The organism is Salinarimonas soli (assembly GCF_008386575.1).
In the GTDB taxonomy this organism is placed as follows: domain Bacteria; phylum Pseudomonadota; class Alphaproteobacteria; order Rhizobiales; family Beijerinckiaceae; genus Salinarimonas_A; species Salinarimonas_A soli.
On sequence record NZ_VUOA01000018.1, the window covers coordinates 16,482 to 43,476 of the forward strand.

The 26,995-nt window shown below is 68.5% G+C and carries 36 protein-coding genes; 7 read left to right on the top strand and 29 right to left on the bottom strand.

The genetic code is table 11. The features are described 5' to 3' along the window. Positions 1-116: 116 nt before the first annotated feature. From ntrC to F0L46_RS08125, 6 genes are all read right to left on the bottom strand, one after another. Entirely contained in the window at positions 117-1,562 is a 1,446-nt protein-coding gene (gene ntrC, locus F0L46_RS08100) for a nitrogen regulation protein NR(I) (RefSeq protein ID WP_149816564.1), read from the bottom strand. Between the two features lies 1 nt (position 1,563). Beyond that, on the bottom strand, positions 1,564-2,673 hold the full coding sequence (locus F0L46_RS08105; protein WP_149816566.1) for a two-component system sensor histidine kinase NtrB: 1,110 nt from the start codon (positions 2,671-2,673) through the stop codon (positions 1,564-1,566). After that, complete coding sequence (dusB, locus tag F0L46_RS08110; RefSeq protein WP_149816567.1) at positions 2,670-3,686, bottom strand: tRNA dihydrouridine synthase DusB; 1,017 nt, start codon at positions 3,684-3,686, stop codon at positions 2,670-2,672. The genes F0L46_RS08105 and dusB overlap by 4 nt, the downstream gene beginning before the upstream one ends. 96 nt (positions 3,687-3,782) lie before the next feature. Continuing rightward, positions 3,783-4,781, bottom strand: coding sequence for a metallophosphoesterase family protein (locus tag F0L46_RS08115; RefSeq protein WP_149816569.1), 999 nt, complete (start codon positions 4,779-4,781; stop codon positions 3,783-3,785). Continuing rightward, the gene (locus tag F0L46_RS08120) at positions 4,778-6,595 is read right to left on the bottom strand and encodes an AAA family ATPase (RefSeq protein WP_240539917.1); all 1,818 of its coding nucleotides are present in this window, start codon (positions 6,593-6,595) and stop codon (positions 4,778-4,780) included. The genes F0L46_RS08115 and F0L46_RS08120 overlap by 4 nt, the downstream gene beginning before the upstream one ends. After that, a complete protein-coding gene (locus F0L46_RS08125; protein ID WP_240539918.1) occupies positions 6,592-6,870 on the bottom strand; it encodes a hypothetical protein in 279 nt (92 codons plus the stop codon). Before F0L46_RS08125 ends, F0L46_RS08120 begins: the two co-directional genes overlap by 4 nt. A gap of 250 nt (positions 6,871-7,120) precedes the next feature. Between F0L46_RS08125 and F0L46_RS08130 the strand changes: the two genes are divergently transcribed. Both F0L46_RS08130 and F0L46_RS08135 read left to right on the top strand, forming a co-directional pair. After that, positions 7,121-7,579 carry a hypothetical protein gene (locus F0L46_RS08130; protein ID WP_149816571.1) on the top strand — a complete coding sequence of 153 codons (459 nt, stop codon included), beginning with the start codon at positions 7,121-7,123 and terminating at the stop codon, positions 7,577-7,579. A gap of 114 nt (positions 7,580-7,693) precedes the next feature. Beyond that, a complete protein-coding gene (locus F0L46_RS08135) occupies positions 7,694-8,260 on the top strand; it encodes a hypothetical protein (RefSeq protein ID WP_149816572.1) in 567 nt (188 codons plus the stop codon). A gap of 9 nt (positions 8,261-8,269) precedes the next feature. On the opposite strand, the gene F0L46_RS08140 is transcribed toward F0L46_RS08135, so the two are convergent. Both F0L46_RS08140 and F0L46_RS08145 read right to left on the bottom strand, forming a co-directional pair. Then, positions 8,270-9,169 (bottom strand): NAD(P)/FAD-dependent oxidoreductase, encoded by a 900-nt coding sequence (locus F0L46_RS08140; protein ID WP_149816574.1) that lies wholly within the window; start codon positions 9,167-9,169, stop codon positions 8,270-8,272. A 223-nt stretch (positions 9,170-9,392) separates the two neighbouring features. Then, positions 9,393-10,064 (bottom strand): HAD family hydrolase, encoded by a 672-nt coding sequence (locus tag F0L46_RS08145; RefSeq protein ID WP_149816575.1) that lies wholly within the window; start codon positions 10,062-10,064, stop codon positions 9,393-9,395. Positions 10,065-10,331: 267 nt separating this feature from the next. On the opposite strand from F0L46_RS08145, the gene F0L46_RS08150 reads away from it, so the two are divergent. After that, positions 10,332-10,586: a DUF7696 family protein gene (locus F0L46_RS08150; protein ID WP_149816576.1), complete on the top strand. Its 255-nt coding sequence runs from the start codon at positions 10,332-10,334 to the stop codon at positions 10,584-10,586. A 250-nt stretch (positions 10,587-10,836) separates the two neighbouring features. Here F0L46_RS08150 and F0L46_RS08155 read toward each other — a convergent pair whose 3' ends face one another. Further along, positions 10,837-11,190 (bottom strand): hypothetical protein, encoded by a 354-nt coding sequence (locus F0L46_RS08155; protein ID WP_149816578.1) that lies wholly within the window; start codon positions 11,188-11,190, stop codon positions 10,837-10,839. Between the two features lie 546 nt (positions 11,191-11,736). On the opposite strand from F0L46_RS08155, the gene F0L46_RS08160 reads away from it, so the two are divergent. Then, positions 11,737-12,642 (top strand): hypothetical protein, encoded by a 906-nt coding sequence (locus tag F0L46_RS08160; protein WP_149816580.1) that lies wholly within the window; start codon positions 11,737-11,739, stop codon positions 12,640-12,642. Positions 12,643-12,729: 87 nt separating this feature from the next. Here the strand turns inward: F0L46_RS08160 and F0L46_RS08165 are convergent, their stop codons facing one another. The 3 genes from F0L46_RS08165 to F0L46_RS08175 are packed head-to-tail and all read right to left on the bottom strand — an operon-like array spanning position 12,730 to position 14,216. After that, entirely contained in the window at positions 12,730-13,539 is an 810-nt protein-coding gene (locus tag F0L46_RS08165; RefSeq protein ID WP_149816581.1) for a hypothetical protein, read from the bottom strand. Next, positions 13,532-13,954 (bottom strand): hypothetical protein, encoded by a 423-nt coding sequence (locus F0L46_RS08170; RefSeq protein WP_149816583.1) that lies wholly within the window; start codon positions 13,952-13,954, stop codon positions 13,532-13,534. The genes F0L46_RS08165 and F0L46_RS08170 overlap by 8 nt, the downstream gene beginning before the upstream one ends. Continuing rightward, on the bottom strand, positions 13,920-14,216 hold the full coding sequence (locus F0L46_RS08175; RefSeq protein ID WP_149816584.1) for a hypothetical protein: 297 nt from the start codon (positions 14,214-14,216) through the stop codon (positions 13,920-13,922). Before F0L46_RS08175 ends, F0L46_RS08170 begins: the two co-directional genes overlap by 35 nt. Positions 14,217-14,432: 216 nt before the next feature. Here F0L46_RS08175 and F0L46_RS08180 point away from each other — a divergent pair, with 216 nt between their 5' ends. After that, positions 14,433-14,873, top strand: coding sequence for a hypothetical protein (locus tag F0L46_RS08180; protein ID WP_149816586.1), 441 nt, complete (start codon positions 14,433-14,435; stop codon positions 14,871-14,873). A gap of 118 nt (positions 14,874-14,991) precedes the next feature. On the opposite strand, the gene F0L46_RS08185 is transcribed toward F0L46_RS08180, so the two are convergent. From F0L46_RS08185 to F0L46_RS08205, 5 genes are all read right to left on the bottom strand, one after another. Further along, positions 14,992-15,396 carry a hypothetical protein gene (locus F0L46_RS08185; RefSeq protein ID WP_149816587.1) on the bottom strand — a complete coding sequence of 135 codons (405 nt, stop codon included), beginning with the start codon at positions 15,394-15,396 and terminating at the stop codon, positions 14,992-14,994. Positions 15,397-15,465: 69 nt separating this feature from the next. Continuing rightward, positions 15,466-15,609, bottom strand: coding sequence for a hypothetical protein (locus tag F0L46_RS26075; protein ID WP_188311893.1), 144 nt, complete (start codon positions 15,607-15,609; stop codon positions 15,466-15,468). Beyond that, the gene (locus F0L46_RS08195) at positions 15,593-16,138 is read right to left on the bottom strand and encodes a hypothetical protein (RefSeq protein ID WP_149816589.1); all 546 of its coding nucleotides are present in this window, start codon (positions 16,136-16,138) and stop codon (positions 15,593-15,595) included. Before F0L46_RS08195 ends, F0L46_RS26075 begins: the two co-directional genes overlap by 17 nt. After that, positions 16,138-16,602, bottom strand: coding sequence for a lysozyme (locus F0L46_RS08200; RefSeq protein WP_149816590.1), 465 nt, complete (start codon positions 16,600-16,602; stop codon positions 16,138-16,140). Before F0L46_RS08200 ends, F0L46_RS08195 begins: the two co-directional genes overlap by 1 nt. Continuing rightward, positions 16,599-16,871, bottom strand: a complete 273-nt coding sequence (locus tag F0L46_RS08205; RefSeq protein ID WP_149816591.1) for a DUF7940 domain-containing protein — start codon at positions 16,869-16,871, stop codon at positions 16,599-16,601. Before F0L46_RS08205 ends, F0L46_RS08200 begins: the two co-directional genes overlap by 4 nt. Before the next feature lie 128 nt (positions 16,872-16,999). Here F0L46_RS08205 and F0L46_RS27185 point away from each other — a divergent pair, with 128 nt between their 5' ends. Further along, complete coding sequence (locus F0L46_RS27185) at positions 17,000-17,308, top strand: VanZ family protein (protein WP_368732169.1); 309 nt, start codon at positions 17,000-17,002, stop codon at positions 17,306-17,308. A 73-nt stretch (positions 17,309-17,381) separates the two neighbouring features. Here the strand turns inward: F0L46_RS27185 and F0L46_RS08210 are convergent, their stop codons facing one another. The 4 genes from F0L46_RS08210 to F0L46_RS08225 form a co-directional block, all read right to left on the bottom strand. Beyond that, positions 17,382-18,809, bottom strand: a complete 1,428-nt coding sequence (locus tag F0L46_RS08210) for an SGNH/GDSL hydrolase family protein (RefSeq protein WP_149816593.1) — start codon at positions 18,807-18,809, stop codon at positions 17,382-17,384. 73 nt (positions 18,810-18,882) lie between these two features. Continuing rightward, complete coding sequence (locus F0L46_RS08215; protein ID WP_149816594.1) at positions 18,883-19,818, bottom strand: hypothetical protein; 936 nt, start codon at positions 19,816-19,818, stop codon at positions 18,883-18,885. 4 nt (positions 19,819-19,822) lie between these two features. Continuing rightward, positions 19,823-20,056, bottom strand: coding sequence for a hypothetical protein (locus F0L46_RS08220; protein WP_149816596.1), 234 nt, complete (start codon positions 20,054-20,056; stop codon positions 19,823-19,825). A gap of 5 nt (positions 20,057-20,061) precedes the next feature. Further along, positions 20,062-20,421, bottom strand: coding sequence for a hypothetical protein (locus F0L46_RS08225; protein WP_149816597.1), 360 nt, complete (start codon positions 20,419-20,421; stop codon positions 20,062-20,064). 147 nt (positions 20,422-20,568) lie between these two features. Between F0L46_RS08225 and F0L46_RS08230 the strand changes: the two genes are divergently transcribed. Then, complete coding sequence (locus tag F0L46_RS08230) at positions 20,569-21,549, top strand: acyltransferase family protein (RefSeq protein WP_149816599.1); 981 nt, start codon at positions 20,569-20,571, stop codon at positions 21,547-21,549. Between the two features lie 28 nt (positions 21,550-21,577). On the opposite strand, the gene F0L46_RS08235 is transcribed toward F0L46_RS08230, so the two are convergent. From F0L46_RS08235 to F0L46_RS08270, 8 genes are read right to left on the bottom strand one after another with little or no spacing between them, the layout of a single operon-like run. Then, entirely contained in the window at positions 21,578-22,036 is a 459-nt protein-coding gene (locus F0L46_RS08235) for a hypothetical protein (RefSeq protein ID WP_149816600.1), read from the bottom strand. A gap of 9 nt (positions 22,037-22,045) precedes the next feature. After that, positions 22,046-22,798, bottom strand: a complete 753-nt coding sequence (locus F0L46_RS08240) for a hypothetical protein (protein WP_149816601.1) — start codon at positions 22,796-22,798, stop codon at positions 22,046-22,048. Positions 22,799-22,819: 21 nt separating this feature from the next. Then, the gene (locus F0L46_RS08245; RefSeq protein WP_149816602.1) at positions 22,820-23,500 is read right to left on the bottom strand and encodes a baseplate wedge 1 family protein; all 681 of its coding nucleotides are present in this window, start codon (positions 23,498-23,500) and stop codon (positions 22,820-22,822) included. Positions 23,501-23,504: 4 nt separating this feature from the next. After that, positions 23,505-24,677, bottom strand: a complete 1,173-nt coding sequence (locus F0L46_RS08250; protein WP_149816603.1) for a baseplate J/gp47 family protein — start codon at positions 24,675-24,677, stop codon at positions 23,505-23,507. 1 nt (position 24,678) lies between these two features. Further along, positions 24,679-25,032: a contractile injection system sheath initiator gene (locus F0L46_RS08255; RefSeq protein ID WP_149816605.1), complete on the bottom strand. Its 354-nt coding sequence runs from the start codon at positions 25,030-25,032 to the stop codon at positions 24,679-24,681. Positions 25,033-25,039: 7 nt separating this feature from the next. After that, on the bottom strand, positions 25,040-25,711 hold the full coding sequence (locus F0L46_RS08260) for a Gp138 family membrane-puncturing spike protein (protein WP_149816606.1): 672 nt from the start codon (positions 25,709-25,711) through the stop codon (positions 25,040-25,042). 3 nt (positions 25,712-25,714) lie between these two features. After that, positions 25,715-26,650, bottom strand: coding sequence for a phage protein (locus F0L46_RS08265; protein ID WP_149816608.1), 936 nt, complete (start codon positions 26,648-26,650; stop codon positions 25,715-25,717). Beyond that, positions 26,647-26,964 carry a phage baseplate plug family protein gene (locus F0L46_RS08270; protein WP_149816609.1) on the bottom strand — a complete coding sequence of 106 codons (318 nt, stop codon included), beginning with the start codon at positions 26,962-26,964 and terminating at the stop codon, positions 26,647-26,649. Before F0L46_RS08270 ends, F0L46_RS08265 begins: the two co-directional genes overlap by 4 nt. Positions 26,965-26,995: the final 31 nt, after the last annotated feature.

Sequence of the window (26,995 nt, forward strand, 5' to 3'; positions counted from 1 at the left end):
GCGACCGAGCTGCCCGGTGATCTCGCCCGAGCGGGGCTCGCACGGGGCAGCCCATGACGCAGTCGCCCAGCGCCGGCCTGCTCCGGGCGAATCACAGGCGCAGGGCGGCGGAGCGGTCAGCGTCCGTTGCGGATGACCTGGAGATCGAGGTCCCGCACCTTCTTGCGCAGGGTGTTCCGGTTGAGCCCGAGAAGCTCGGCGGCCCGGATCTGGTTGCCGCGCGTGGCGGCGAGCGCAGCGCCGATCAGTGGGCCTTCGATCTCGCGCAGGATCCGGTGATAGAGGCCCGGAGGCGGCAGGTTATCCTTGAAGGCGCTGAAATATTGCGTGAGGTGGCGGTCGACCGCGCTCGCCAGATCGTCGCCGCCGTTCGCCTCCGCGGCGGACGGTGCCATGGCCGGCATCGGCCGGGTGTCGAGCTCCGCCTCGATGATGGGGCCCGTAATCGTGTCCTGCGGGTAGAGAGCCGCGAGGCGGCGAATCAGGTTCTCGAGCTCGCGCACGTTCCCGGGCCAGCGGTAGCGCTTGAGCTTCTCCATGGCCTCGACGTCGATCTGCTTCGTGGCGAGCCCCTCCTTCGCGACAAGCGCGAAGAAGTGGCGGGCGAGATCGGGCACGTCCTCAGCCCGCTCGCGCAAGGGCGGCAGGCGCAGGGGGACGACGTTGAGGCGGAAGAACAGGTCCTCGCGAAACAGGCCCTGCTGGATCGAGATCCTGAGGTCCTTGTTTGTCGCGGCCACGATGCGGACGTTGGTCTTGATGGGCGTGCGGCCGCCGACCGTGGTGTACTCGCCCTGCTGGAGCACCCGCAAAAGGCGGGTTTGCGCTTCCATCGGCATATCGCCGATCTCGTCGAGGAACAGCGTGCCACCCTCGGCCTGCTCGAAGCGGCCGGCGCTGCGGGCGGTCGCGCCCGTGAAGGCGCCCTTCTCGTGCCCAAACAGCTCCGATTCGATGAGGTCGCGCGGGATCGCGGCCATGTTCACGGCCACGAAGGGGCCGGCGCGGCGCTTGCCGTAATCGTGGAGGGCGCGGGCCACGAGCTCCTTGCCGGTCCCCGACTCGCCCATGATCATCACGGTGAGATCGGTGGGCATCAGCCGCGCGAGCGAGCGGTAGATCTCCTGCATGGCGGGCGAGCGGCCCACGAGCGGGATGTCCTCCACCTCGGGCTTTCCGAGCGGCGCGGCGCCCCGTGGCCGCGCGAGGGCGCGGCCCACGATGGCCACGAGCTCCTTGAGGTCGAAGGGCTTGGGCAGGTACTCGTAGGCGCCCCGCTCGGACGCCTTGATGGCGGTCATGAACGTGTTCTGCGCGCTCATGACGATGATCGGCAGCTCGGGCCGGGATTTCTTGATTCGCGGCAGGAGGTCGAACGCGTTCTCGTCGGGCATCACCACGTCGGTGATGACGAGATCCCCCTCCCCTTGCGACACCCACCGCCACAGGGTCGCGGCATTCCCCGTGGAGCGCACCTCGTAACCGGCGCGGGCAAGCGCCTGGTTCAGGACGGTGCGGATCGCGGCGTCGTCGTCGGCGAGAAGGATCTGTCCGGTGGGCATCTCACGGGCTCTCGTCATCGGCAGCGCGCCCGTCACGGGCACGGTACAGGGGCAACAGAATGCGGAAGGTGGTACGCCGCGGGGCCGGATCGCATTCCACGACGCCCCCGTGGTCGCCCACGATCTTCGCGACCAAAGCAAGTCCGAGGCCAGAGCCCTGCGCCTTCGTGGTGACGAAGGGCTCGAACAGCTCGGGCATGAGATCGGGCGGGATGCCCGGCCCGTTGTCGCGCACGCTCACCTCGATGGGCAGGCTGACGCGCTCGGTCGAGCCCGGCACCTGGAGGCGCACGCCGGTGCGGTAGGCGGTCGAGAGCACGATCTCGCCGTCCAGCGCGTCGATGCCGATCGCCTCGGCGGCGTTCTTGACGAGGTTGAGGACGATCTGGACGAGCTGGTCGCGATTGCCGAGCACGGGCGGCAGGGACGGGTCGTAGGTCTCGACGAAGCGGACGTGGCGGGCGAATCCGGACTGGGCGAGCCGCTTCACGTGGTCGAGCACGCCGTGGACGTTGACCGGCCCGCGCTCGACGGGCCGCTCGTCGCCAAACAGCTCCACCCGCTCGACAAGCTTCACGATGCGGTCGACCTCCTCGTAGATGAGGCGCGTGAGCAGCCGGTCGCTGTCGTCCACCGAGCCCTCGAGGAGCTGGGCGGCGCCGCGGATCCCGGAGAGCGGGTTCTTGATCTCGTGAGCGAGCATCGAGCCCAGCGCCGTCATGGACCGGGCCGCGCCGCGATGGCTGAGCTGGCGGTCCATCTTGTCGGCGATGGTGCGCTCCTGGAGCATCAGGACGATGACCTCGCTGCCCTCCTCCAGGGGCGTGGCGAACACGTCGACGATGCGCTCGGCGCCGATCCTGGGGCTCCCGAGGTCCACCCGGTACTCGCTCACGCTCGCGCCGCGCCGGCTGACCTCCGCGGCGAGGGCCACCACGGGCGAGCCGAAGGGCATGATCTCGGCGAGCGTCTGCCGGCGCATCACCCTGAGGCTCATGTCGAAGAACGACTCGGCCGCGCTGTTGGCGTTGAGGATCGCGCCGTCGGCCGCGAGCGTCAGCACCGGCATCGGGAGCGCGTTCAGGATGAGGTCGCTCGCGATCGGCGTCATGCGGCCCGCCGCACCGGCTCGGCATAGAGGCGTCGGAGCAGAGCCACCACGGCTGCCGGGTCGTCCATGCGCACCAGGGCCGCGCGATCGGCCTCGGCGAGGCCGTAGCCCGCTGCGCCGGCCTCGTCGGCATAGGCGGCGAGGTGCTTGCGGGCGTGGCGCACGCCCATGCGCGCGCCATAGAGCGAGAGCAGGCCCTCGTAATGCTCGACCGCCGCAGCCGTCTTCTCGGCGGCGTCCGGCTCGCGGACGGGCCGGCCCGCAAGGCCCGACGCGATCTGACCGACGAGCCAGGGGCGGCCCATGGCGGCGCGCCCGATCATCACGGCGTCGGCGCCCGACTGCGCGAGGCAGCGGCGGGCGTCGTCGAGGGAGGTCACGTCGCCGTTGGCGACGAGCGGGATGGAGAGGCCAGCGGCCACGGGAGCGATGGCCGACCAGTCGGCGGAGCCCTTGTAGAACTGCTGGCGGGTGCGGCCATGCACCGTGACGGCGGCGGCGCCCGCCTCGGCGGCCCGGCGCGCCAGCTCGGGCGCGTTCAGCATGCGCTCGTCCCAGCCGAGCCGCATCTTGACGGTGACCGGAATGCGCACGGCCCGGACCACGGCCTCAATCAGCGCGGCTGCGTGGTCGAGGTCGCGCATGAGGGCGGAGCCCGCCCAGCCGCCGGTCACCCGCTTGGCGGGGCAGCCCATGTTGATGTCGATGATGTCGGCGCCCGCATCGCAGGCGAGCCGCGCCGCGCGCTCCATCCAGTGGGCGTCGCAGCCGGCGAGCTGGACGACGTGGGGCGTCACCCCTTCCCCTTCGGCGCGCAGCCGCGCCTCCTCAGCGCCCCGGACATAGTCGTCGCAGGCCACCATCTCGGACACGACGAGGCTCGCGCCGAAGCGCCGGGCGATGCGGCGCACCACGACGTCGGTCACGCCCGACAACGGCGCCAGGATCGCCCGTCCGTCGAGCACGACGGAGCCGATGACGAGCGGGTCGCCCAATTTCTGATCAACGCTCATTGTGCCCATTCATTAGTCACGCTTGCGCAAAGCGCAAGCTATCCCTTGGGCCATGAACCCCGTGGGCTGCGCTTGGGCACACGTTCCGGCGACACCTTACGACCGGCGGTCCACGGCCTCGGACAGGAGCGAGCGGACAATCGCCCGCACGGTGTCGGGCGTCCCCTCGCGGGCGAACTTCGCCTCGATCTCGTCGCGGATCACGGAGCCGTCGCCGCTGCGTGCCACCTCGCCGGCGCTCTCCGTGCGCAGGAGCGACACGAAGGCACTCTCCACGTCCGCCACCAGCGCCCGCCCGCCGGCGGCGTGAACGAGACGGCCGGTGAGGTCGAAGGCGTCCGGCTCGAACGGGAGCATGTGCCGCTCCAGCGCGCCGGCGGGCGTGAGCTCCCAGACGGCGGGCTGGTGGTCGGCGAGATCGACGGACAGGCGCGCGATGTTGCCTGGGTTTGCCCAAAGGGTCGCCCCCGCCCGGATCGATTTCTGGGTCTTGTGCACGTGCCCGTTCACGACGAGATCGCAGCCCGCGATCGCGTGCGGGGGCACCGCGCCCGGATAGGCCTTGTCGAAGGCGATGTCGTGATGGGTGAGCCACACGACCTGATCGGCCGCGGCGAACGAGCCGCGCACGTCCCGGGGCACCTCCTGGCCGAACGGCGTCATCCCGAGCCCGACGCGTCGGCCGCCCAGGAGGTACTCGACGACCGGCCCCGAGCCGGACACCACATCGACGACGTCGCACAATCCTAGCACCGCAAGGCTGTCGCCGTCGGAGAGCCGCGTGTGGGCGATGTCGTGATTGCCGACATTGACGAGCGGGCGGATGCGGAAGCCCTTCAGGATCCGGATGAGCCGGCTTTTCAGCGCCATGTCGGGCTCGACTGCCCGGTCGAACATATCGCCGAGGATCAGGGGCGCAAGGCCTCGGCCGTTGGCGATGGCGACGGCGGCTTCGAGCTTGCCCAGGATGGCGGACGGCCAGGTCTCGTCCTTGCGGCGCCCAGGGCGGCGCGATCCCACATGGGGGTCGCCGATCAGGAGCAGGCCCGAGGCCTCGATCGTCTCGAGGACCGCATGGTGCGAGGTGATGATCATGCGGCCTCCTGCGGGTGCGTGTGATCGCCGAGAAGCGCGGCGGCGTCGACGGGCGCGCCGCAGGCGGGGCACAGGCCGCCGCCGGCCTCGATGAGCCCCTCGATCGCGCCCTTGATGGCGGCGATGCGGCGCTCGGCCTCCCCCGCCCGTCCACGCGCCGCATCGAGCGCCTTGCGCAGGCGCGCGAGTTCCCGCGCGGACCGATCGGCGGCACCCGCGTCGCGGAGAGGTGGCAGGTCGTCGGGTAGCTCGGCAAGGGCCGCGGCTCGCGCGGAGGCGCCAGCCGACCGCCGTGACGCGGCGATCAGGCGATCCACGAGGGCGCTCCTTGCGTTTGCCTTCGCGAGGCGCTCCGAGATCCCGGCAAGCGCCTCCGGGCCGGGCAGCTCGAGCAAGGCCTCGCTCCGGCCCCGGGCGGCGGCAAGCCTGCGGACAGCCGTCGTGAGCCTCGCGTGCGCTCCCTCCAGGTCGACGACCCGGCGGGCCCCGGCGTGGAGGTTGGCGAGCGCGTCGCGCTCCTCGGCCAGGCTCATCTCGATCCCGGCCAGGTCGCCGAGGCGGGCCAACGCATCGCGGATCTCGCCAAGCTCGCGCTCGCCGAGGCGGACGAGCGTCTGGTCGCGGGCGGTGCGCTCCCGATGGATGGCCAGCATCTCGCGCAGATACGCCGATTCCTGGCCGATCGAGAGCACCGCCGAGCGCTTGGATGCAGGCTCGCCGAGGAGGAACACGGGAAACTTCTGGTGCGCCACGTGCACGTCGAGCCCCTCGACCTTCACGATGCCGCACAGGCGCTCGACCCAGTCCGGAACGGCGCGTCCGCCCGTCTCGAAGCGGGTCCCGTCCTCCTCGACCACGGAGCCGTCCACCTCGTGCAGCGACCAGAGGTTCACGGGCGTGCGCTTCGGGGTCCGGTTGAAGCGCAGGATGCGACCGCGGGCGAGCCCCAGCTCGACGGTGCAGGCGCCGGCGCCGGCGCGCACGAGGGCGTCGCGCCCCTCGCCGTAGAACACGGCGCGCAGCGCGCGGATGATCGTCGACTTGCCCCGGTTGTTCGGCCCGATCAGCGCATTCACGCCCGGTCCCAGCGGCAACGTGGCGTCGGCGAAAGCCTGAACGTCGACGAGCCGGATGGAGCGCAGGCCCGGCATGTCGTCGCTCCAGGCGGCCGCCTCGGCGGGGCCCGCGATCGTCACGCCATCCGCGACCAAGCCTGCCACCCGCGCGACCCGGAAGCGCCCCTCGAAGGCTGAGAGATCATGGTGCGAGATCGCGAGGCACTGCACGCCGAGCCGCGCCGCGCCGTCTTCCAGGACCCGGTAGAAGGCCGGCACCCGGTCCGGCGCGATCCAGCAATCGGCTTCGTCGAGAGCCAGGAAGCGCCCGACGCCCGCCTTCACCACTGCGATGAGGCGGAGCGCCATGCCGACGACATTGGTGAGCGCCCCGCCATTGTCCTCGAGCACGTCCTCGCGCGAGCCGTCGGGCCGCGCGAGGCCGATGTCCAACGCGGCGAGGCCCCGCTCGGTCGTCAGATCGAGCACCACTGGCTTCTCGCCGGGGAGAACCTCCTGGACGAGCGCGGTGAGCAGGGTCTCGAAGGCCGCGACGTTGCGCCGGCTCGCCTCCGCCTGGACCGCCTCGATGAAAGCCTCGACGTCGCCCTTCACGGCGATGCGCGCCTTGGCGAGCGCGATGTCGCGCTCCAGCACGGCCTCGCGCTGACGATGTCCATCCTCCCGGCCGCGCGCGCGCGACACGCCCGCGGCGAGACGCTCGAGCTCGCGGCCGATCGTGGCGAGGGCCTGCGTCAAGAGCCGGCTCCCGAGCGCGCGAGCCGCGCCTCGATCGCGCGGAGACGGGCCGCGAAGGCCTCGACCGCGGCCTCGTTCTCGGCCCGCGCCGCCTCCACGAGGCCCGCCAGGGCGGTCTCGTCGTCGGTGCCGAAGGCCTCGCGCGCGAGCCTGCGCGCCTCGTCGAGCTCGGCCGCCAGGCGCTCGATCTCGCCCTCCGCCCGGATCCGTTCGGCGCGCAGGCGGTCATAGGCCGGGCGCAACTCGTCGAGGCGCTTCAGGGTCTTCGGATCCATCGTCGGGCTCGCTTGCAAGGGGAACGGTAGCGCCGCGGAACGCTCCCCGCTGACTTAGAACGAAGAGCGAACCCTTTCAATATCAGGGGCCTCGCGGACTTGCGGACGAGTCCGGGTCAAGGCTTTGTGGACTCGCGCTGAATCGCGTGCGCCGTACGGGTTGACGGGCCCTGACGAATGGTTAACTTGTTCCTTATTCGTTCCTGGCCCTGCTTCGGCGGGCCGCCCTCGAACCCCCAGGGACCCAGCCATGACCGACGCTCTGGACGCCGCAGCCCTCTACGAGAACGATGCCTGGCTCGTGACGGCGGACGGGATCGAGCACAAGGGAACGAGCTATTTCATCGAGCGTGACGTCATGGCCCAGCGCCGGTCCGACGGGCTGTGGACCTGGCCCCTGCAGCTTGCCGAGAAGAGCTGGTTCGAGGCCCGGGACTTCGCGCGCGCGTTCCTTCATGCGCTGCTCGCCTACGACATCCGCCCCGACGCGGCGCTCGCTTCGTCGCTCGCCCAGATCGGCCCCGCCGCGCGCTCGGTGTGCGGCGAGGTGGCGACGCTCGGCGAGGCGGCGGCCTTCGTGGCGGCCATGGCCGAGCCGGCCCGGGAGACCATGCCCCGCAACGTTCGCGCACGCCGCGGCGTCACGATCGCGACCCCGGCCCGTGCCGTCGCCCGCGTGGGCCAGGCCCGCAGGGCGATGGCGGTCTGAGCCCCGAAAAGGGCTCGGACGTTATGAGAACAAAATACGAACACGTTCGTTGACCAGAAAGCGGGAGCCCTGAGGGCCGCCGCTTCACGCCAGCTTTTCGCACAGGACCGCCCCATGTCTTCGCCCCGTGGACAGACCCTCGCCGATCTTCGCACCCGCTTCGACGGCTTGAGCCGGCGCCTGGCGCAAGCCGGCGACGTGCTCGTGGCGGGCCGCCGCGATCTGATCGCGCGGGCGGCGGACCGGCTTGCCGCCCTCCAGCCGGAGAGCCCTCCCGAGACGCCCGAGAACCCGGACGAGTTCGCGGGCTGCGCCATCTACGCGATCTGCGCGACGAGCGTGACCGACGCCGTCGCGAGCCGCACCTTCGAGCGCTGCCGCCGTGCGCTCCAGGTCGGCGGCACGGCGCGCTCGGGGTTTCGCCATGCCGCGAAGGCCGAGGCCATCGACCGGATCTGGCGGGAGCGCGAGCGCCTCTTTCGCGATTACGCCCAGGCGGCCGACAAGCTCGCCTTCATCGGCGGCCTGCCCGGCATCGGAACGGTCACGAAGCACCGCCTCGCGCGACGCCTTGGCCTGATCGGGATCGAGGGGAGCGGGCCGGCGCGGCTGCACGGCGGGCACGCGCCCCGCGTCGGCCGGGCGCGCGAGGTCGCGCGTCTCGGGCGGGCGCGGGGCTGAGAGCCGCGCTTACGCGGTCTCCTCGTTGACGAGCTCGTTGTTGATGGCGAAGGCCGCCATCGCGCCCTCCGCCGCCGCCACGATGGCGAACTGGACGCGCCGCGACGAGTCGCCGGCCACATAGAGGCCGGGAACGTTGGTGCACTCGTACTCGCCCGTGCGGACCCGGCCCTTCGACGTGGTCTCGCATGCAAGCCGCTCCACGAGTTCGGCGGCGGCCTGGTGCTCCTTCGGGATGAGGAAGAGCGCGCCGCGCGGCAGCGGCTCGCCCGTGCGGAACACGACGCGGTGCAGCCCCTCGGCGTCGCCCTCGAGCCGGAGCAGCCGCCGCTCGTCGACCCGCACGCCGTGGCGCGCCAGCCGCTCCACGTCGGCGGGCTCCAGGCGCGAGGCGCCGTCGGTGCACAGCACGATGTCACGACTCCAGACCGTGAGCTCCAGGGCGAAGTTCATCCCCTTGCGCCCGCGTCCGTAGACGGCGATGCCCTGATCGCGGTGCTCCCAGCCATCGCAATAGGGGCAGTGATAGACCCCATGACCCCAGAGCTCGCAGAAGCCGGGGATCTCGGGGAGCTCGTTGACGAGGCCGGTGGCGACGATGAGCTTCTTCGTCCGCACCCGCTCGCCCCCGTGCATCACCACCTCGAAGCCGCCCTCGCTCGGACGGGCGTCCTCCACCGGCACGTCGCGGAACTCGACACTGTCGTAGGACGCGATCTGCTCGCGCCCCACGCGGCGGAAGTCGGCTGGCTTGATGCCGTCATGGCCCAGATAGCCGCTCACCCGCCACGAGACGGAGTTGCGCGGCCGGCCGGTGTCGCACACGAGAACGCGGCGGCGGCATCGCCCGAGCACCAAGGCCGCGCTCAGCCCTGCAGGCCCGCCTCCAACGATCAGCACGTCGTACATGCGACAACTCGCTCCATCCCCACCGATCAGGGTGAAGCCCCGGCGGACGAAAGGGTTCCTACGGCAGCGGCAGCGAGGAGCCGGCAAAGAAAACCCGCCGGAATGCCGGCGGGGGAGGTGCTTTCGACGTCTTAACCCATGTTGCATGAGGAGACCGCCCGGCGCAACCGTGCGATTCGGCAACGGGCAAGTCTTTCGTAGAAGACGCGCGACTTTAGGATTTTCAGCCTTGCGGACCAAGGAGCCGCGTGAGGCGCTCGTCCGTGAAATCCCGGATGACGAGATCGGCCCCGGCCGCCGTCAGCTCGGCCTCGCCGTGCCCCGTCGCAAGGGCCACGACCATGAGCCCGGCGGTCTTTGCCGAGCGTATCCCCGTACCCGAATCCTCGAAGGCGAGCCCGTCCCCGGGCGAGACGCCGAGGCGTTCGGCTGCGGACGCGTAGGGCAGCGGGTCGGGCTTGCCCCGCCCGACGTCCTCGGCCAGGACCTCGATGTCGAAGCGCTCCGACAGGTGGAGCGCCCGCAGCATGTGGTCCACGTTCTGGCGGGGCGCGTTCGTCACGAGGGCCGTCGGCAGGCGGCGGGCAGATGCCGCGTCGAGGAACTCCGTCAGGCCGGCGATCCGCTTCAGGGCCGGCGCCATCTCGCGAAACAGTGCCTCCTTTTCGTCCGCGATGCGCGCGTGCTCGGCCGCCGTGCGATCCGGAAACAGCATCGCGCCGATCTCCCCGTTGAGCCGGCCGGACACCGTGGTGCGGTATCGCTCATGCGTCATGTCGATGCCGTAGGGCGCCAGAACCTCGGCCCAGGAGCGCTCATGCACGGGATCGCTGTCGCACAGCGTACCGTCGAGATCGAAGAACAGGGCGCGGGGGGAGAACGAACCGTCGATCATGATGCAGCGCTAGTGCCTCCGGACAGCGCCTGGCCGCACGGAGATCTCCGCGGCTCACGGCGCGCGGGCACAGGAGGGCAAACGGGGCTGGAAGGGAAGCCCAAATCAAGCCCGCGCAGCGAAACGCGAGGCTGAGGACGGGAAGGCGCGAACGCGCCGGCAGTGGTGGAGGCTTCGGACCGGCCCGCTGCGACGCTCCATCATCTCCGTCCCGGTGTGGCCCGGCCGCTCTATTGCCGGGCCCCGGAATCGCTGTAGCGACGGGCGATGACGAACACAGTCCACTCCCACCTCGCGGGCTGCGAGGTCTCCACCTGGTCCGAGGAATGGCGTCATGAGTGCGAGGTGGCCGCCGTGCTGGCCATGAGCCCCACCCAACGCAAGTCGTTCTTCGACGGAGCAACGAACGAGGAGGGTCGCAAGGAGCGCGGCGTGGTGGACATCCGCGGCGCGGCGTCCGCCGAGAAGATCAAGCAGGACATGTTCCGCCTCGAGGAGCTGCGCCGCGCGGCCAAGCGTTGAGCTCAAGCCCAGCCCGTCCGGCGGGAAGGGCCGGGCCCCTGACCAGCCGCCTCGCGCGACCACCCTGCGGACCCTGCCATGTCGCTGCCCAACCGCACCATCGCCTCCGCGATCTCGATCGTGGTCGCGGCGGCGCTCCTCCTCGCGACGGTGCTCGTGATCGCCGACATCGTCCGGATGGTGATCGGCGGCTAGCGCCCGGCGACGGAGATGCCGGTGACGCCCCCGCCAGGGCCGGGGCGCCCGGGCCTCAGCACCCGCGGCAGAGCGAGTTGACGACCTTGCGGCCGACCTCGTTGTTGCGGGCGACGTCAGCTTCGATCGCCTCACGGTTCTTGCCCTCGGACGCCTTCAGATCGGCGGCCTCGCCGGAGCCCGACGCGGGCGAGGACGAGCGCCGCCTGGGGCCGGATTTCGGCCGTACGCCGACCTGGGACAGGGCGACCGGCGCATCCTCCGGGCCGATGCTGACATTCGGCTGCAAGGGCTCGTAATCGGAGAGGGCCGAGTTCAACGAGCACGCTCCCAAGAGCGGGAGAATGGCCGCGACCAGAGCAGCTCGCAAAGTCATGTTCATCGTCACATCCCGTTGGTCGGGCACCATGCACCCGTGGATCGGCTCGCGTCCTGCTTACGCGGCCAAGTGTGGCATGAGAGGGGCGCGTGAACGAAGCCGTCCAGACCGGCGCCAAACGGTGAGCGCTGTTGAAGCGCGAACACGATGCGCCGTCGAGCGCACGTTCAGCGAAACGGGTGCGAAAACCCGCGACTCGCCGGAATCCAAATTGTCCGAAGAGAACGGTTGGCTGGGGGACCTGGATTCGAACCAGGACTAGCGGAGTCAGAGTCCTATCTTATCCGTTGTTCATCAACGCTCTGGCTGTAAAACGATCCATTCCCGGCCATAAGCAGATCAATGGCCTAGAGCCGAATTGTAAAATGAGATCCGGGCGCAAGACGCGTCCCCAGCGCCCGAACCGAAAGGTGCGACGATGGGCATGATCTGGACCCAAAGTCCCTCCCGAATCCCCTCCCACTTCCAGAGCCGTGCAGCAGGTGTATTTCCGGACCTTGGCCCCTCTCCGCGAAAGTCGAGTGGACGCAGCCGCCCAGCTGGTACAATCCTTCGCATCGCAAAGAGGCCACCCTGATGCTGAGTCCTGAATCCTCGAAGCTGTCGCCTGTGCGAACCAGCGAAATCCGTGCACGGGTCAAGCGGGTGCTTGGCGGAAAGGCCTTTCCGGACGACTTGCCTCGAATCTATCTCTGGCTCCGCGAGCAGGGCGGCTCACCACCGTCCTCGATCCTTGAGATCGCAAACTTCATCGCGCATCCAACGAGCCGAGATAAGGGTTTGGCAACTAAGAATCTTCGGACGTTTCTGCGACACTACCGTATGATGGCGAATATCCGAGACCTTGATCTGGCCGATTGCCCGACGGGCTTCGTCGACATCATCCGCGACAACTTCAACCGCTTGAGAGACGATGAACTGCTGTCGGCAACTGGCTTGCGCCGCTCGGTCGCAAAAGGATTGATTGAGGAGGTATTTTCGTATTTCGAAGATGACGGCGAGCGGAGCCGCTTTCCGGAACATAAAGCGTCCAGGCTCACGGGCTCTCATATCAAGGCTTTGGTCGCGGGAATTACGCTGACCCCTGTGCGGCCAGCTCTCACGTCGCAGCAGATTGTTGCCGATTTCATCGCAGCCGTCGAAAACTCTCCGCTTCAGATGCGGCCGCAGCAGGTGGTTGACAAAATGGAGACGCGGCTGGCGCTCTTCGCGCTCGCCTCGATGCATGGCTCAACAATCACCTTGGAGAGCGGATGGTCAGCGAACCTGTTCGCTGGCACGACGGATGGCATGCTCGGTGTGCTAGCGGGCGCGGTGACAGAAGCCGTTCCGGGAAAGTTGCCTGAAGGCGTACTCGTCCCATTCCTGACCTCGACGATCCTTGCATCGGACTGGACGCGAGGACTCGACACGTCGCCGAACACGGTTTGGCGGGGTCCAATCGAGATCGGTGCCGACGGTCGGCTCTGCGTCCTCGCGTGACTTCGATGAGCTGGTCACCCTGAGCGGCAGCATGTCCATCGGCGTCGAGCGTTTCAGGTTCGGCTGATCTGCCTGGAGTGACCATGTCTAAATTCGCCGATATGTCGATAATATTGCGCGGAGTTCTCTGATATTTTTCCGGTCAGGTCTTGTTCCATAGAAGCGCTCGAACCATTCAGACGCTTTCTCATGAAAGCTCAATTTTGTTTCGATGAAATTTATATCATCGTTCGGTATAAACAGCGCCAAGACTACTACAGCCTGCCCGATAGCCCTAGAGAGTTCCTGCATTGATACATCAACTAATCCGGCATCGAAGAACGGGCCTGCTTGATGCAGATTTTCGCCGGTCTTCCGCAACAAGCTGAACCCGATGACAGTGGGATGCGCCGCTAGCGAGCAAAACATCTCATATGCGTCGGCGCGCTTCTTTTCTTTAAACCCGTCTCGCTCATCGAGTGCGACTCGGATTTTGAACGGCGAAAACTCTTTCTTGCGATCTGCCTCGGAGCATTCTCGCCAACGTCGGACCTGGTCGGGGCGGGTTTGGAAATAATCGAGCAGGAACGCCGTTTCGAGAATGTCTCGCTGAATGGATGCCGCTACTTGGTAGTACCCGCTAAGCAACATCTTCAATGAAGCACTAGATGCATTGAAAAGACGGATGCCAAGAAGTTGGATTGTTAACTCATCATCGTGGCGGCCCTCGTGCTGCTTTGCGAACGCCATACACACGTTCATCGCCTCAGCAATAAAAACTGAGCATAGCCTTAAGCCTTCACTGCCCTGGATAACAGTTCTCGCGCTCGCGCGTATCTCCTCTTCGCCAGCGTGCAGGAGTTCGAAATTCTCGGGCCAACTGTCACGAGCTTGCCGCCGTCGTTTAGCTTCACCCATCGTGTCCGTCGCTTCGCGTAGATCTGTCCGGTGTTGATAGCGCAGCGATGATCCGATCCGCCACCGGCCCGAGCAGTGCCTCCTGATCGACCGTGCCTTCCGAGGAGACGTACATCTCAGCGACGAGCATCTCGAGAACGAGGGCGCGCTCCTCGGGCGTGAACTCGCCGGGTCGGGCGCGCTGCACCCCGTCGTCCTTGCCGCCGTGGGCTCGCCCCCAAAACGCATCGCGCGAGCCGGTCAGGACCTCGGCTGCGTCGTCGATCGCGTCCATCACGCCGCCCGCCGCTTTGTGCTCCGGCCCGCCGATCGGGGTGGCCGTCTGAGCCGCGATGCAGGCCCGCCTAGCCTCGCCCAACGCCCGCAACAGCGCCTTACGATCAAGCTCTGAGAAGATGCGCTTCCTGGTCGCCATGCCGGAACGTAGCGAGAACACGCAGGTGCCGGCAAGCCAGATCGAGCAGCTCGTCGAAGCTCAACACCTCGACCTGTCGGCCTTCCCCGTCCTGGATCGTGACAAGCCATGCGCTCAAGTCGGTGAACGGGAAACGGAGTAGCACTTCGAGAGCAACGTCGGCCGCGCGGTCGCTCAGATCAGATTCGGGACCGATGACGTACCCGGTTTCATCGACAATGAGATCCACACCATTGGTGCAGTGGAAGCGATACGCACACATGAGACACCTCGGCATGCCCCCGACGTGTCTTCGACTTCTTGACGCCTACGAGGTTCCGAGCATTCCCGGTGGTCAAATCTTTTCGAGGCGCATCTCCACGCTATCCTCGATATCCACAACGGCGACACGGCGCTATACCGAGATCGCTGAGTGCATGTTGCCGCCGACTCACGTTCAATCAGATGTGCTCACTGGTCACCCATCAACGAGGCATTCATGTCGTCCAGCGACCCTTTCGAAAAATTCAGGCAAGCTCTTGACGCAGCGCCACAGCACACTGAGCCCACCGACGATGAGTTGCGGCAGCGCGCAGTCGATACGTTCTCCAGCTTTTGGGAAGCAATCGGGAAGTATGACGCGCTCGTAAAACAGAAATATGAACAAGCGAGCGTGACGTTCGACATCACGCGCGTCGAACGCCGCGACCAAATTATCTATGGCGAGATTCGGATCACCCGTCCCAGCGGTAACACTGGACAGCAATCCTCGCGCCGGTTCCCATTCTCAATCCAGGGCAAGCGCATTTGGATGGACGATAGCGAGTTCAAGAAGATCTCGCGGGTACGCGCGAAATCCGACATCGCTGTCTACAGCCATGAGGACGAAAGCCTCGTCGCGGATCTGGGTACAGTAATCCTAGGCGTGCTGCGCAGCTAAACGCAAAAAGCCCCGTCGGCCGAAGCCGACGGGGCAGGTAGAGCGACCCTTGGGAGGTCGGGAGCGAGAGTAGAGCGGCGGCAGGCGGCCGGTCCTCCCCCACATGGTGGAAGCGGCGCTACTTCTCCCCTCCCCGCTTGTCGCGGGCCTCGAGCTTGTTGATCTGCCCGCGCAGGTCCTCGCCCTCGTCGTCGAGCTCCTTGATCTGATCCAGGATGGCGCGCTGCCGGCGCTCCACGTTGATCCGGGTCACCTCGTCGGTGCCCTCCCGCTTGAGCTGGCGCTCCACCGCGGAGAGGTCGTTCGACAGGAACGCCTTCTCGGTGCGGATCTGGCGCCGCTCGGAGCGCATCAGCCGGATCTCGACCCGGTCCATGCGCTGGTCGACGTAGAGCTGGGTCGCGGGCGCGAGGCCCATCCACATCAATGCCGTGCCCACCGTGGCGACGGAGCCGATATAGGTCGCGAGCTTCACGACGAGGCCTGCCGCGATGTCGAATGTCGCGCTTCCAGAGGTGGTCATGTATGCCCCCACAAGGGATGGGCCGGCGGCGCGGTTCTCGCGTCTCACCGGAACGGGAGAGGTAGCGCCCTATTCGGGGGCGGTTGGGGCGGCGTAGCTCTCGCGGAGGCGCTCGTAGACGTCCGCGGTGTCCGCCAGAGCGGCCGCGTTCTGGTCGCCGTAGTTCAGGGCTCGACGGGCGAAGATCCGCGGGCTCTCACCGAGTCGCGGCATCGGCCGGGGCGCCGGCTCGGGCACGATCAACACCACCGGGGGCAGCTGCACGGGGCTGGCCTGGGCCGTCAGCCCGGCCGTAGTGGTTGACCCGCAGCCACTCAAGATCGCGGCGAGTGAGACCGTCACGAGGAGCAGGACGACAAGCCGGAACGCCGTCGCCGGCTGGCACGGGAGCGGGCGGCTGGGGATCGGCGGGTGCCGCGGCGCGGGCCGCCAGCTCTCTTTCGTATGCATCGAGCTTCTCCTCGGCGGTGCGGGCCTGCTCGGCGCGCTGATCGGCGGCGCGGCGGTGGCTCTCGGCGGATTGCTGGGCTGCGGTGAGGTCTCGCTTCGCCTCGGCGAGCTTGCGCCTGAGGTCGTTGGCCTGGCACAGGCCGATCGTGTCGGCCCGGCCGGCGTCGTAGCCGGTCCACTCGCCGACCCCGTAGCCCAGCGCGAAGGCGCCGGGCAGCATGAGGAGCGCGCCGATCGCGAACGCGGCCGTCGCGGGCTGGATCCCGAAGAACCGGGCGATGAGGGCCAGCATCACAGGTCCGCCATGCAGAGCTCGCGCTCGGCCGCACGCCGGCGCGTGAGCCCGCGCATCCTGATCCCGGCCGCCGTGTCGAACCGCAGGAGCTTGTCGCAGGCCTCCCGGGTCTGCCCAGCGTTCACGAGGGGCGCGATGCTTTTGCAGTAGCGGGCCGGGCCGAGGTTCCAGGCGAAGCTGGTGAACGCGACCCAGCGCCGGTCCGGGAGCTCCACGGCGGTGCAGGCGTCGACGGCCGCGCCGTAGCGCTCCTCGATGCCGCGCCGCAGGCCCTCCTTGCACTGCTCGAGGGTGCGCACGTCGCCCTTCTTTACGCCCTCGGTCTCGCCGAAGCAGATGGTCCAGGGGTGGCCCTTGGTCGCCGGGTCGGGATAAGCGTACCGCTGCATCCCCTCCCAGCCGCCCGTGAACGTCATGCACGCGACCACGGCCGCGGCGGAGCGCTTCTTGGTGGTGCTCATGCCCCTACTCCCATCTGCTCGTCTGCCGAATCTTGGAGAGGGAGCGAGAGCCCGCGCTGCGCTACGACGCGCGCGAGCGGGACGCCGACGGTGCTGAGAAGCACCGAGGCGGCGAACAGCCCGATCGGGACGAAGGCGTTCCAGGCCGGCAGGCCCTCAATGCCGGTCGGCCAGACCCAGGAGGCGCCCTGGAGGGTGGCAGCGAGCCAGGCGACGCGAACCGCCAGTGATCGGCGCAGCACGGCGCGCGCGTTCTCGATGAGACGCATGGATCTCTCCAGGGCATGAAAAAGCCGCCCGGGTCAGGGGCGGCGGGTTGACGGGCCGGGCTTACGGGCTATGGGTCGCGAGCGAGGTGATGATGCTGCGACGGGGTGCTGCTTGGGTCGGCTGGGCAATGGTGGTCGCCTTATGCGTGCTGTCGCTTTGGCCGGGAGGCGTCGAGACGCCTCCTGAGGTCGCCGGACCACGACGGCATTTCCTGGCCTATGCCGCGACAGCGGCTGTACTCGCATACGCCTATCGGTCGCCCCGCCATCAATGGGTCGTGAGCTGCGGCTTGGTCGCTCTCGGGATTGCACTTGAGGTCGGTCAGATCTGGGTGCCTGGCCGGACTGCGGGCATTGGAGATGCGATCGGCAGCGGCATGGGCGCAATCGCCGGCGTGTTGGCGGTCAGCCTCTTGCCCTGGCGTCGGTCTGCCTAGCCCATCGCCGGAGCGCGGTGGGCGCCCTCAAGGAGGAGGGCGAGGCAGCCAACAGACACGATGACCAGCCTGATCACGCGATCTTGCGGAGCGAGTAATCCGACCAGTAGATGTCGGCGCTGCCGATGTTCGAGACCGCGTTCATGAGCACGACGGCGCCGATGTTGAGGCCCGTGAAGCCCGGTTGGAGGGTGATCGGCGGGGTGCGCAACACGCCCTTATGCGGCACGTTCGGGAAGACGTGCGTCCCGCCAACTGTCGTGTCGTAGCACCCATCCTGCGCTGTTTGGGGCGAGGCGGGACCCGTCTCCGTGATCTCGGTCAGGATCGCCTGGACGTTCAACGGTGTGCCCACAAGCTCGTAGGCGATTTCCGCGAACACGACGTCGCCTGCGGCAAAACCGGATGTGACCCCTGAGACATAGAAGGCATACTTCTCTGAAGCGAGGCCGCCGGATCCGCCGAGCGTGACGGTCATGCGTTGGCGCTCGCCATTCCCGAGCCCGTCCGTCCGAGGGTTTTCCTTCGCGAGCACAAGCGTTGAGCCATTGCCCGCGCCGATGGCACGCGCCGCCCGCCAGAAGGTCGCAACAGCACCGGTCGGGACGAGGCCGGTCGCGGTTACGAGCGTGCCGCCCGTCCCGGCCATGAGACCGTAATTGTTGCTGCCGGAAATAAGACGGTTGCCCGTCAGGTTGTCGGTTGCGTCGTAGATGTCCAGGACGTCGGCGAGCGTCGTCGGCCGGGGCGGGAACAGACGATCGAGCACCGCAAGGATGGCCGTCGCCACGTAATAGACGCCTTGGGCGGTCGGGTGGAGGCCATCGAGCAACATGCCCGCAAGGGGCTCGCCCGTGGCGGACGTATAGTCGGTGAGCGCGCGACGAGTTTCCACGAAGATGGGCAACCGCCTCGGGGTGAGGCCCGCCGCCGCGACGAGGTCGGCGCGCCCATAGCACAGCTCAGCCAGCCACGTGTTGAACGATGCAAGCCGTCGTTTCTGGGCTCCTGTCGTGCTCGCGCCACCGCTCGTCACACGAGGCAGAATGGGGATCACGATGGGCAGGATCCCCGCGTCGAGCAGGTCGCGCAGAATGGCCGTCATACCGCTCTGCATCGTTGCCAGCGGGGTGTTCTGGGTGATGTCGTTGGTGCCCGCGAGGACGAGGCAGATATCGGGCCGTGCCGCGATGACATTCGGCACCCGTGCCGCGATCTGGTCGATGCGGTCTCCGGAGACACCGAAGTTGTTCGCAAGCGGGAAGTTAAACCGTTGTCCCGAGAGGATATTCAGCCACGTCGGGATACCAATCGAATTGTAGCTTTTGCGGGTCCCGCTGAGCGTCGAGGCGCGAGCTGAGATGCTGTCGCCAAGCACGGCGAGGACCGGGCCGTTCACGGCGCGAATGTCGGTGAGCCACTCGCGCGGTGAACGCATCGTGTTCGAACCGGAGGGGGCGATGAGTTGCCGGCTGTACGGAGGGACGATAGTGCCGCCCATGGCGGTTCTCCATGAGAAAGCCGCCCATTGTGGACGGCGAGATGCGAAGGGAACGGGCGGGACCGGAGGGCGGTCAGCCCTCGAGGACGGACAGGCCTGATGCGGCTGAGGCGGCAGCGAACACCGCGCCGGTCGGGACGCGGGCGTCGAAGAACCTTCCTCCCCCGCCAGCGGCGAGCACCACGCCCTGCTTGATGGCTTGGTTCACGCCCGCGTCGGCCGGACGAGCCCCGAACCATAACTCCACGTCTGCCGTGCCGTTGTTGACGATCTCGAGGAAGTGCCGGTTGGCATTCGCCGCGACGACCTGGACCACGGTCGCATTCGCGCCACCCGCGCCCGCAGTATTGCCTGCCGCGAAGGCCGGGATGGGGACATAAGCGCCCGTGAATGCGGCCTGGACCGCGACCCGCATGCGGCCCGAAGTGTCGACCGCGAGGTGTTGCTTGTTGCCGGCCGGGTCGACGCCCGACACGGACAAGGGCGGGTTGACCGGGGCCGAGCCGACGGCGGCCTGCCCGGCGACGGTCACGGCGCTCTGGTCGGAGGCGAGCACGACGGGTAGGGAAGCCGCAGCGGTCTTCTGGCCGAGCGTCGCCGGCAGGCGCGCGATGAGCGCCTCGTACAGGGCGCGCAGCCAGCCGCGGACGCCCGTGCCCGCGATGGCCGGGGGCGTGGCGCCGTCCGCACCGAGCCCGGCCTCGATGTTCTGCAGGGACGCGACCTGGGCGGCCTGTCCCACCGCTGTAGCGCCACCCACAACGCTGACCTGAACGGGCGCGGCGCGCAGCTGCGCGTCGGTCACGGGACCGGTCACCGCGAGCGGGTTCCCCGCGTCGTTCTTGACCTCGACCTCGCTCGTGATCGCGACCGGCATGGGATTGCCGGCGCCGAAGGGCGCACCCGTGGCGTCAGACGGCGCCGACTTCGCCAGCTCGCGGCCGTTCGGCAGGGTGATCGTGTCGACGACGACGTTGTTGAGGGCGGCATCCTTGCCGGTGACGGCCATGGCTTCAGGCTCCGAGCAGGAGGAGGGAGAGGGTGAAGTTGCGCGGGCGGCTGCGATCGAAGCCGCCGGGGGTCAGCCCCTCGACCTCGCGGGCGAGCGCATCGGCGCGGGCGACAAGCGGGGCGACGAGCGACGCGACAGCTGCGGCGACCAGCTCGGGCGGGATGTCCTCGGGCTTGATCTTCGCGGCGGGCCCCTGCGGCCCCGGGACACGGATGCGGGCGGCTACCTTCGCCATGGCGGTCAGACCTCGTTGGCCCAAGCCGCGACGACGACCTCGCCGTAGCTCAGGGTGTCCTCATTGGAGCCGATCCGCCGCTCGATCTCGTAGCGGGCCGAGCGGCCGGGCGGCAGCGCGCGCACCTCGGCCTTGGTGAGATCGGCCGAGGCCACGTCGAGCACGGCGTCACCGGCCGAGGAGGACAGGGTCATCTCACGCTCCAGGACCTGGTCGGCCCAGTGCAGGATGAGCACGACCTGCGACCCGAACAGATCGAGCCGGCCCGTGACCCGGCCGCGCTCGTCGGTGAGATCGAAGCCCTGCTCGATCGTGACGGTGTTTCCCTGCCAGAGCGGCCCGAGCGGTGCGTAGGTTGGCTCCACGATGGGCCTCCGGGCATGAAAAAGCCCCTCCGAAGCGGGGCGCGGGTGGCGGGCGGGTCAGGCGATCTCGAGCCGATGCGGGTTCGTCCTATGGTTGACCAGGACCCGCCTGCATGATGTGTCGCGCGCTCAGGGGCGGGGCGACGAATGATCGGGAATCTGCAGCTATTGCGCGGCTACGCGGCGTTGGCCGTGGTGCTCTACCACCTGGGTTTCACCTTCGGCCTACCGCACGGCACCGACTTCAAGGGTGTCGCGATCTTCTTCGTAATCTCCGGGTTCCTGATGAGCGGCTTCGCCCATCAATCGCCCGCCATGTTCCTCTGGCGTCGCTTAGCCCGGATCGCCCCGCTCTACTGGGTCGGGACGCTCCTGATGGTCTGGCTGTTTGGCGGCTGGGCTTGGCACGACTGGCGGGACGTTGCGCTGAGCCTCGCCTTCGTGCCCCATCTCGACGCGCGGGGGACCTGGCAGCCGACCCTCGGCGTCGGGTGGACGCTCGTTCTCGAGATGTGGTTCTACCTGCTCTTCGCGAGTGCCATGGCCCTCGTCGGCCGGCGCGCGCCGCTGTTCGTGGCCGGACTGCTGGTCGCGCTGGTCGCCGTTCTGCAGGCGTCAGAGTCGCGGAACGTCTGGGCGCTCTACCTCGGGCACCTCTACAATCTGCATTTCGTGCTCGGGATCGCGCTCTTTTACGCCATGCGGTCCTTAGGGCGGCCCCAGATCGCGCGGTCAGCACTGTGGCCGGTGATGCCCCTCGCCGTCGCTGCCGCGGCCGCGATCTGCTTGAACGAACGCTCGGTGACCGTCGCGTACGTGACTGCCTATGTGGTCCCGCCCGTTCTGGTCGGCACCGCGGTCTGGCTTGCGCGAGTCGGCGCGGACACCCAAAGCCCGTGGGCTATGCGCATCGGTGACGCCTCGTATGGGATCTACCTCCTCCACACGATCGGCATCGAATGGTTCCGGCAGAAGGGCATCGTTCTCAACGAGAGCGCCGGCTGGAGCTTCGCCTTCGTTGTTGCGCTCGTCGCGGTCTCCTATGCCGTCTTCCGGCTGTTTGAGGTCCCGGCGCGGACGATCCTTACCCGACCGGCGGGCTCACCTGTGGCCCCGGCCGTCTCCTGACCGCCAAGCGACCGCCGCATGTCGAAGGTTACGGCCAAGTGACTGCGGGGATAGCGGCGAGGACATCGTCGACGCTCGGCGCCGCCGCCGGGTCCGCGCCAGCCGCGATCCAGGCGTGTTGGAGCCCGATCACCGCTGTCCAGGCCTCGTCGCGCCAGCCGACAAAGGCCTCCGCCTCGGCCTTCCACGCTGGCACCTTGCTCGACACGTAGCTGGAGCAGGAAACCGCCGACCCATAGCCCTTGGCCGTGGCGGTCGCCTCGATGTGCGCCTCCACGGGCAGCCGGTAGCTCTCCAGGGCCGCAGCAATCACGCCCGCGTTGGCCCAGCCGGGCTCGGCGAGGATCGCGGCGACGGCGGCCTCAAAGGGGGCGGGGACGGCGAGCGTCCCATCCGCATAGACGAAGCCGGAGGCGCGTTCGCGCGCCGCGGCGGGCAGGAGTGCCAGGAGCGCTCCTGCCTCATCGGCGGTCAACTGGATCTGCATGGGTTACCCCTAGTAGGACGAGATCAGGAACGCAGCGAAGCGGGTCCTTGTGGTACCCGAAGTGTTCTTCGTGCTTCCGGTCTGCTGGTAGGCATAGGCCGCGAGCGTGTCGCCGGCGTTGCACTTAATGATGGTCGCGGTCGAGGGCGATGCAGCGTCGCCGGCATTACCCGACTGCGACGCGCCGAGCGCGATCTCCAGGCCGTTCCGGTAAATTCCGACCGAGCTGTAGGCGCCAGCCGACGCGAGAGCGAAATGGACAGAAGCGGAGACGAGCCACAGCCCGGCCTCGCCGGCGCCGACGGTCAGCGTCGTTCCATCCCAAGTCGAGGTGCTGAGGTTGCTCTGGTCGGTCGCGGGATAGGGCAGGATCGTCGCGACCGAGGTCGGGATCGAGGTCACAGCGGCCAGGCCCGTTGCAACGATGCCCGACAGCTTGGGGGCCTTCTCCGTCGAGGCGCCGACCGCCTTCTCGACGAACATCGCCTGGAGCGCCTTGCGGACCTGCTGGAGGTTCGCCTCCGAGGGAGCGGCGCCGAGCGGGAGACCATTGTCGAGGGCCGCTCGTCCGGCGGCATTCGCCATCGCATAGACGAGGAGATGAACGAGCTCGGCCTCCATGCCCGAGGCACGGTAGAGGAGCTCGTTGAACAGCCGGGAATCCGCGATGCCGGCCTGCATGCCAGTGGTGAGCTCGCCCACCGTCGGGTCGCGCCGGCGCGCGGTCGCAGCGGCCCAGATGGCCGCGAGCGCGTTCTTCATGTCGGTGTCCTCGGGAGTGGGTCAGGAATTGAGGTAGTCGTTGACGTCCTGCGCGAACGCGCCGGTGTCGAACCCGGCGATGTCGGCGGTCTGCATGTCGAAGCCGAACAGCGGGGCGCCATCGACGGATGGCACCACGTAGGAGATCCGGACCCCGTGCGGCTTCAGGGGCAGGTAGCCCTTGGCGAGGAGCGCCAGGAACACGGGCGGCGGGATCACCCCGGCGACCCCGAAGATCGCCGTCATGTCGTGGTTGTCCTGGAGGATGATCCGCGTCGCGGTCGGGGCGAAGACGATGGCGAGCGCGTCGCGCGCGCCCTCGATCGTCCCGTCCCATCCGTTCGCCGCGATCTTGGCCCGCAGCAGGGTCCGATAGGTCTCGTCGTCGAGGCCGGTCACGCCCTCCGCCGACTCGAACGGCTCCCGCCAGACCCCGCGATCGAGCCCGCGCTTCTCCTCGTCGAAGCGGAACCAGGGATCGGGCAGCGGCGTCGCGACGAAGCGAGACCGCCCGACCCATTCCCCGTCGACGTCGAGCTGCGCGCCCGCCGCCGCGTCGAGATCGTAGGCCTGGGGCGTTGCTGCCAGGACGGTCTGCACTCCGACGAGCGGCTCGACGAGCCGGGCCAGCATGTCGGTGAAGCGGGCCGCCGGCCGGTGATAGCTCGTGACGAGCCCGAGATAGGTGTCGACGCTCTCCATCGGGTCAGACCACCGTGATCGAGACGTCCGAGATCTGGCCGCTCATGGCTTCGTTGAACGCGATCGCGACGTCGGCCGCAGCGAGCGGGTTCGCGCCCCGGGCCACGGTGAGCGAGTTGATCTCGAAGGTCCGGCTCTCCGCGGCGCCGAACAGGTTCGCCGGCACCAGGAGCCGCATCCAGTACACCGGGAGCCCGATCGGCTGGGCGTTGAGGTAATCGGTGATGGACTGCACCACCTTGGCCTGGATCGCGGCGGTGTAGCCCGGCAGCGCGGTGAGGTTCAGAGCGACCCTGATCGGCACCACGGCGGGCCGGAAGAACCGGACCGCCCGGGTGATCCCGAAGCTGTCCACCACGTCGACCACCGTGGTGCCGTGCGTGCCCGAACCGGGCCCCTTCTTCAGGGCGATGGTCTGGGCGATGGCAGTGGTGTCGCCGCCCTGGACGACGAGCGCGATGGTGTTCCCGGGCTGGCCGTTGGCGTCCGGAGCGCCGCCGTCGTTCTCGTAGGCGCGGTACCGGGTCACGCCGGGGAGCTCGGCCACGGCGCCGACGAGCCCCTCCAGGATCGAGCGCGACGGGATCATGGTCGACACGGCCTGCCGGCGGCGCAGGTCCGCGTCGCTCTCGACCGGCGCGCCCGGCGTCGCAGCGAGCGGGTTCGTCACGCTCTGCCACCCCTGGGTCGGCGTCGCGATCGTCGTGACGGTGCCGGCCGGGGCGCGCAGCGCGCCCGGCGCTGCGGCGGTGGCGGTCACCGTGATCTCGCCGGCGGGCGGGACCACGACGGAGGTCGGCAGAACCCAGCGGTTCCCGTCGGCGTCGCGCACCACTCCGCTGACGATCGTGGCCCCGGCCTGCCCGATGATCCTGAGGTCCACCGTCGAGAACGACGCGATCCGGCGGGCCAGGCCGTTCAGCTTCACGTTCGCGGACAGGCCCGCTCCTTGGGCGGTCGAGGGCGAGTAGGCGTTGAAGACCGCGACCGCCATGGAGTTCGTGTCATGGATCGCTTGCGCGAACACCGCGATCTGCTGGCCGTCCTGCGAGTCGGGCTCGATATAGATGTCGGCGCCGTAGATGCGCCGGAACTCGCCCTGCAGGTAGGCCAGCACCTCCGCATAGGTCGGGGCCGTGATGCCGGTCTCGGTGATCTGGGCGAGGGGGATCGGCATGTCAGATCGGCTCCGAAATGGTGGTCCGGCCATAGGCGGTGTCGATCGTCGCCTGCGCCGTGAAGGCGCGGGTCTCGCGGTCGAGCCGGCTCGAATAGGCGGAGATCCCGGTCACCCCGGTCGTGCCGAGGATGCGGGCCCGGGTCACGGGATCGCGGGTGTCCGCGGTGCGCCGGCCCAGCACCCGGGTCCGCCACGGCGTGCCCTCGTCGAGATCGAGGAACCACTCCCCGCGCTCGAGGTGGAGCCGGGTCTTCACGGCCTGGGCCGGAGCCTCGGGCACGTCGCGCCAGAAGTCGGCGCGGCCGCGCCCGAACGAGTAGTCCCCGTCGGCGGTGAGCTTGCGGTACAGCATGGCCGCCTCAGAGGATCGCGAAGACCTTGGTGGACGGGCCGGCGACGGTCTGCACCGCCGAACCGCCGAGCCCGCCGAGGTCGACCCGGTTGTTCGTGACGCTGACCAGCATCAGCGAGCGCCGGAGGATGGCGCTCGCCTCCGTGATCTCCAGGCTCGTCGCCTTGTGCTTCAGGAACACGTTGGCGCCGGGCTCCAGCGAGATCAGGGTCTCGCCGTCGTCGGAACGGATCTGCGTCGCGTCCGTCGAGACGTTGGCGAGCGCGCGCGGCGCCGATCGGAAGCCCACGAAGGCGAAGCCGTCGGAGAGGCTGTGCATCCGGGCGTCGACCTGCTGCTGCTCGCCGCCGGACTGCGCCCAGGCGTCGATCGAGCGCGACGCGAAGACGACGAGGGCCTCGTCACCGGCCTCGACCGGGAACGTCATGGTCACCCCGCCCCCGTGCGGAAAGTGGACCGGCACGTCGGCGAGCTGGGGCAGGCTGATCCAGTCCTGTGTCCCGTCGGGTTTGCGCCGGCGGATCTTCACGCTGGGCTGGAGCACGGCCTTGCCCGTCGCCCCGTCGTGCGACACGATCCGCGCCGGCACGGCGGTCCACAGATTGGCGAGGTGGCCCTCGATCGCGGAGCGTAGCGTCTCCTCGCCATCGTCGAATGCTTCGCGGACGTCGATGGCCATGACTCAATCCGGAATGGTGATGCCGCGCCCGCCGAGGCTGAGCGGGAACGGTCCCTGCCCATCCGCCCGAAGGCAGACCAGGTCGGAGTACCAGGGCTGGCCGCGCGTATCGCCGACGTGGTCGACGATCAGGACCTTGTAGAAGCCGTCGGGCGCGAGGCTCGGGATCATGCTGTTGTTGACCTCGGCGGTGTACTGGGGCGCGAAGCGCTGCTCCTGGATGCTGGCCTGATCGATCTTCACCCGGGAGCCGGGCCGGATCTTCGGGTTGAGCAGACAGCGCACCTCGACGCCCTGGAGGCTCTGGATGGGGAGCCCGACCATCCCGGTGCGGGAGTTCAGCACGAAGGCGTCTCCCGGGAGCGTGCCCCGGTTCTTAACGAGCTGGAGCTCGCCGTTCTGGATCGACCAGCTCGTGTCCGTGGCGAACCCGACCCGTCGCAGGACGTCGCGGGTCATGCCGAACAGGGTGGTGGCGCGCGGCGCCCGAAAGGATCCGAGATCCGCGACGTGGCCCACCGTCACCCCGTAGGGCTTCAGGTCCGCCGCGGCTTGGTCGACCACGTCGCGATGGGTCCACCCCGCGCCGAGCGTCTTCGAGGTCACGGCATAGTCGTAGGCCTGGACCGAGGTCTTCGCGACGATGTCGAGGTAGGTGTCGACCGGGTTCTCGCGGCCGGTGCGCTTCTGGATGATCTCGCCCTTGAAGACGACACCGTGGCCGTCCTCGTAGCCCGCCTCGAGGCTGACCTTGTCGAACTCCTTCTTGATCAGCTCCTGCGTCTCGGCCGAGAGGTTGTAGATCCGGATGTCGGCGTGGTTCGGGGTCTGGCGGTCGCCCTGCCCGACCCGGAACGCGATGCGCAGCTGCGAGACGTCGAGCGTCTTGCCCGAGCCCTCGATGGTGAGTCGGCAGTACCTGATCCACTGGCGGGTCATGTCGCGTCCACGAAGAGGAGCCGGGTGCGGCCGCCGAGATCGTCGAAGGCCGGCACCGCGTCGGGATTGCCGTCGGTCACCACGTAGAGGCTACCCGGGATCCCGATGTGGGCGTGCTGGGCGAGGAGGTCGGCGCCGGTGACCAGCGGCAGGCCAGAGAGCAACGGCACACCGTCGGCGGCACGCCCGATGTCGAGGATCCAGCCCGCTTCCGGCGCCCGGCGATAGGTCAGCCGCAGGCGGTACTCGGTGTCGCCCAGGCGCAGGCTGAAGGCCTGCGGGCCTGTCGTTAGGGGGAACTCATAGGTAGCCATCGGACCTCTCGACCGAATCGTCTCCCCATGG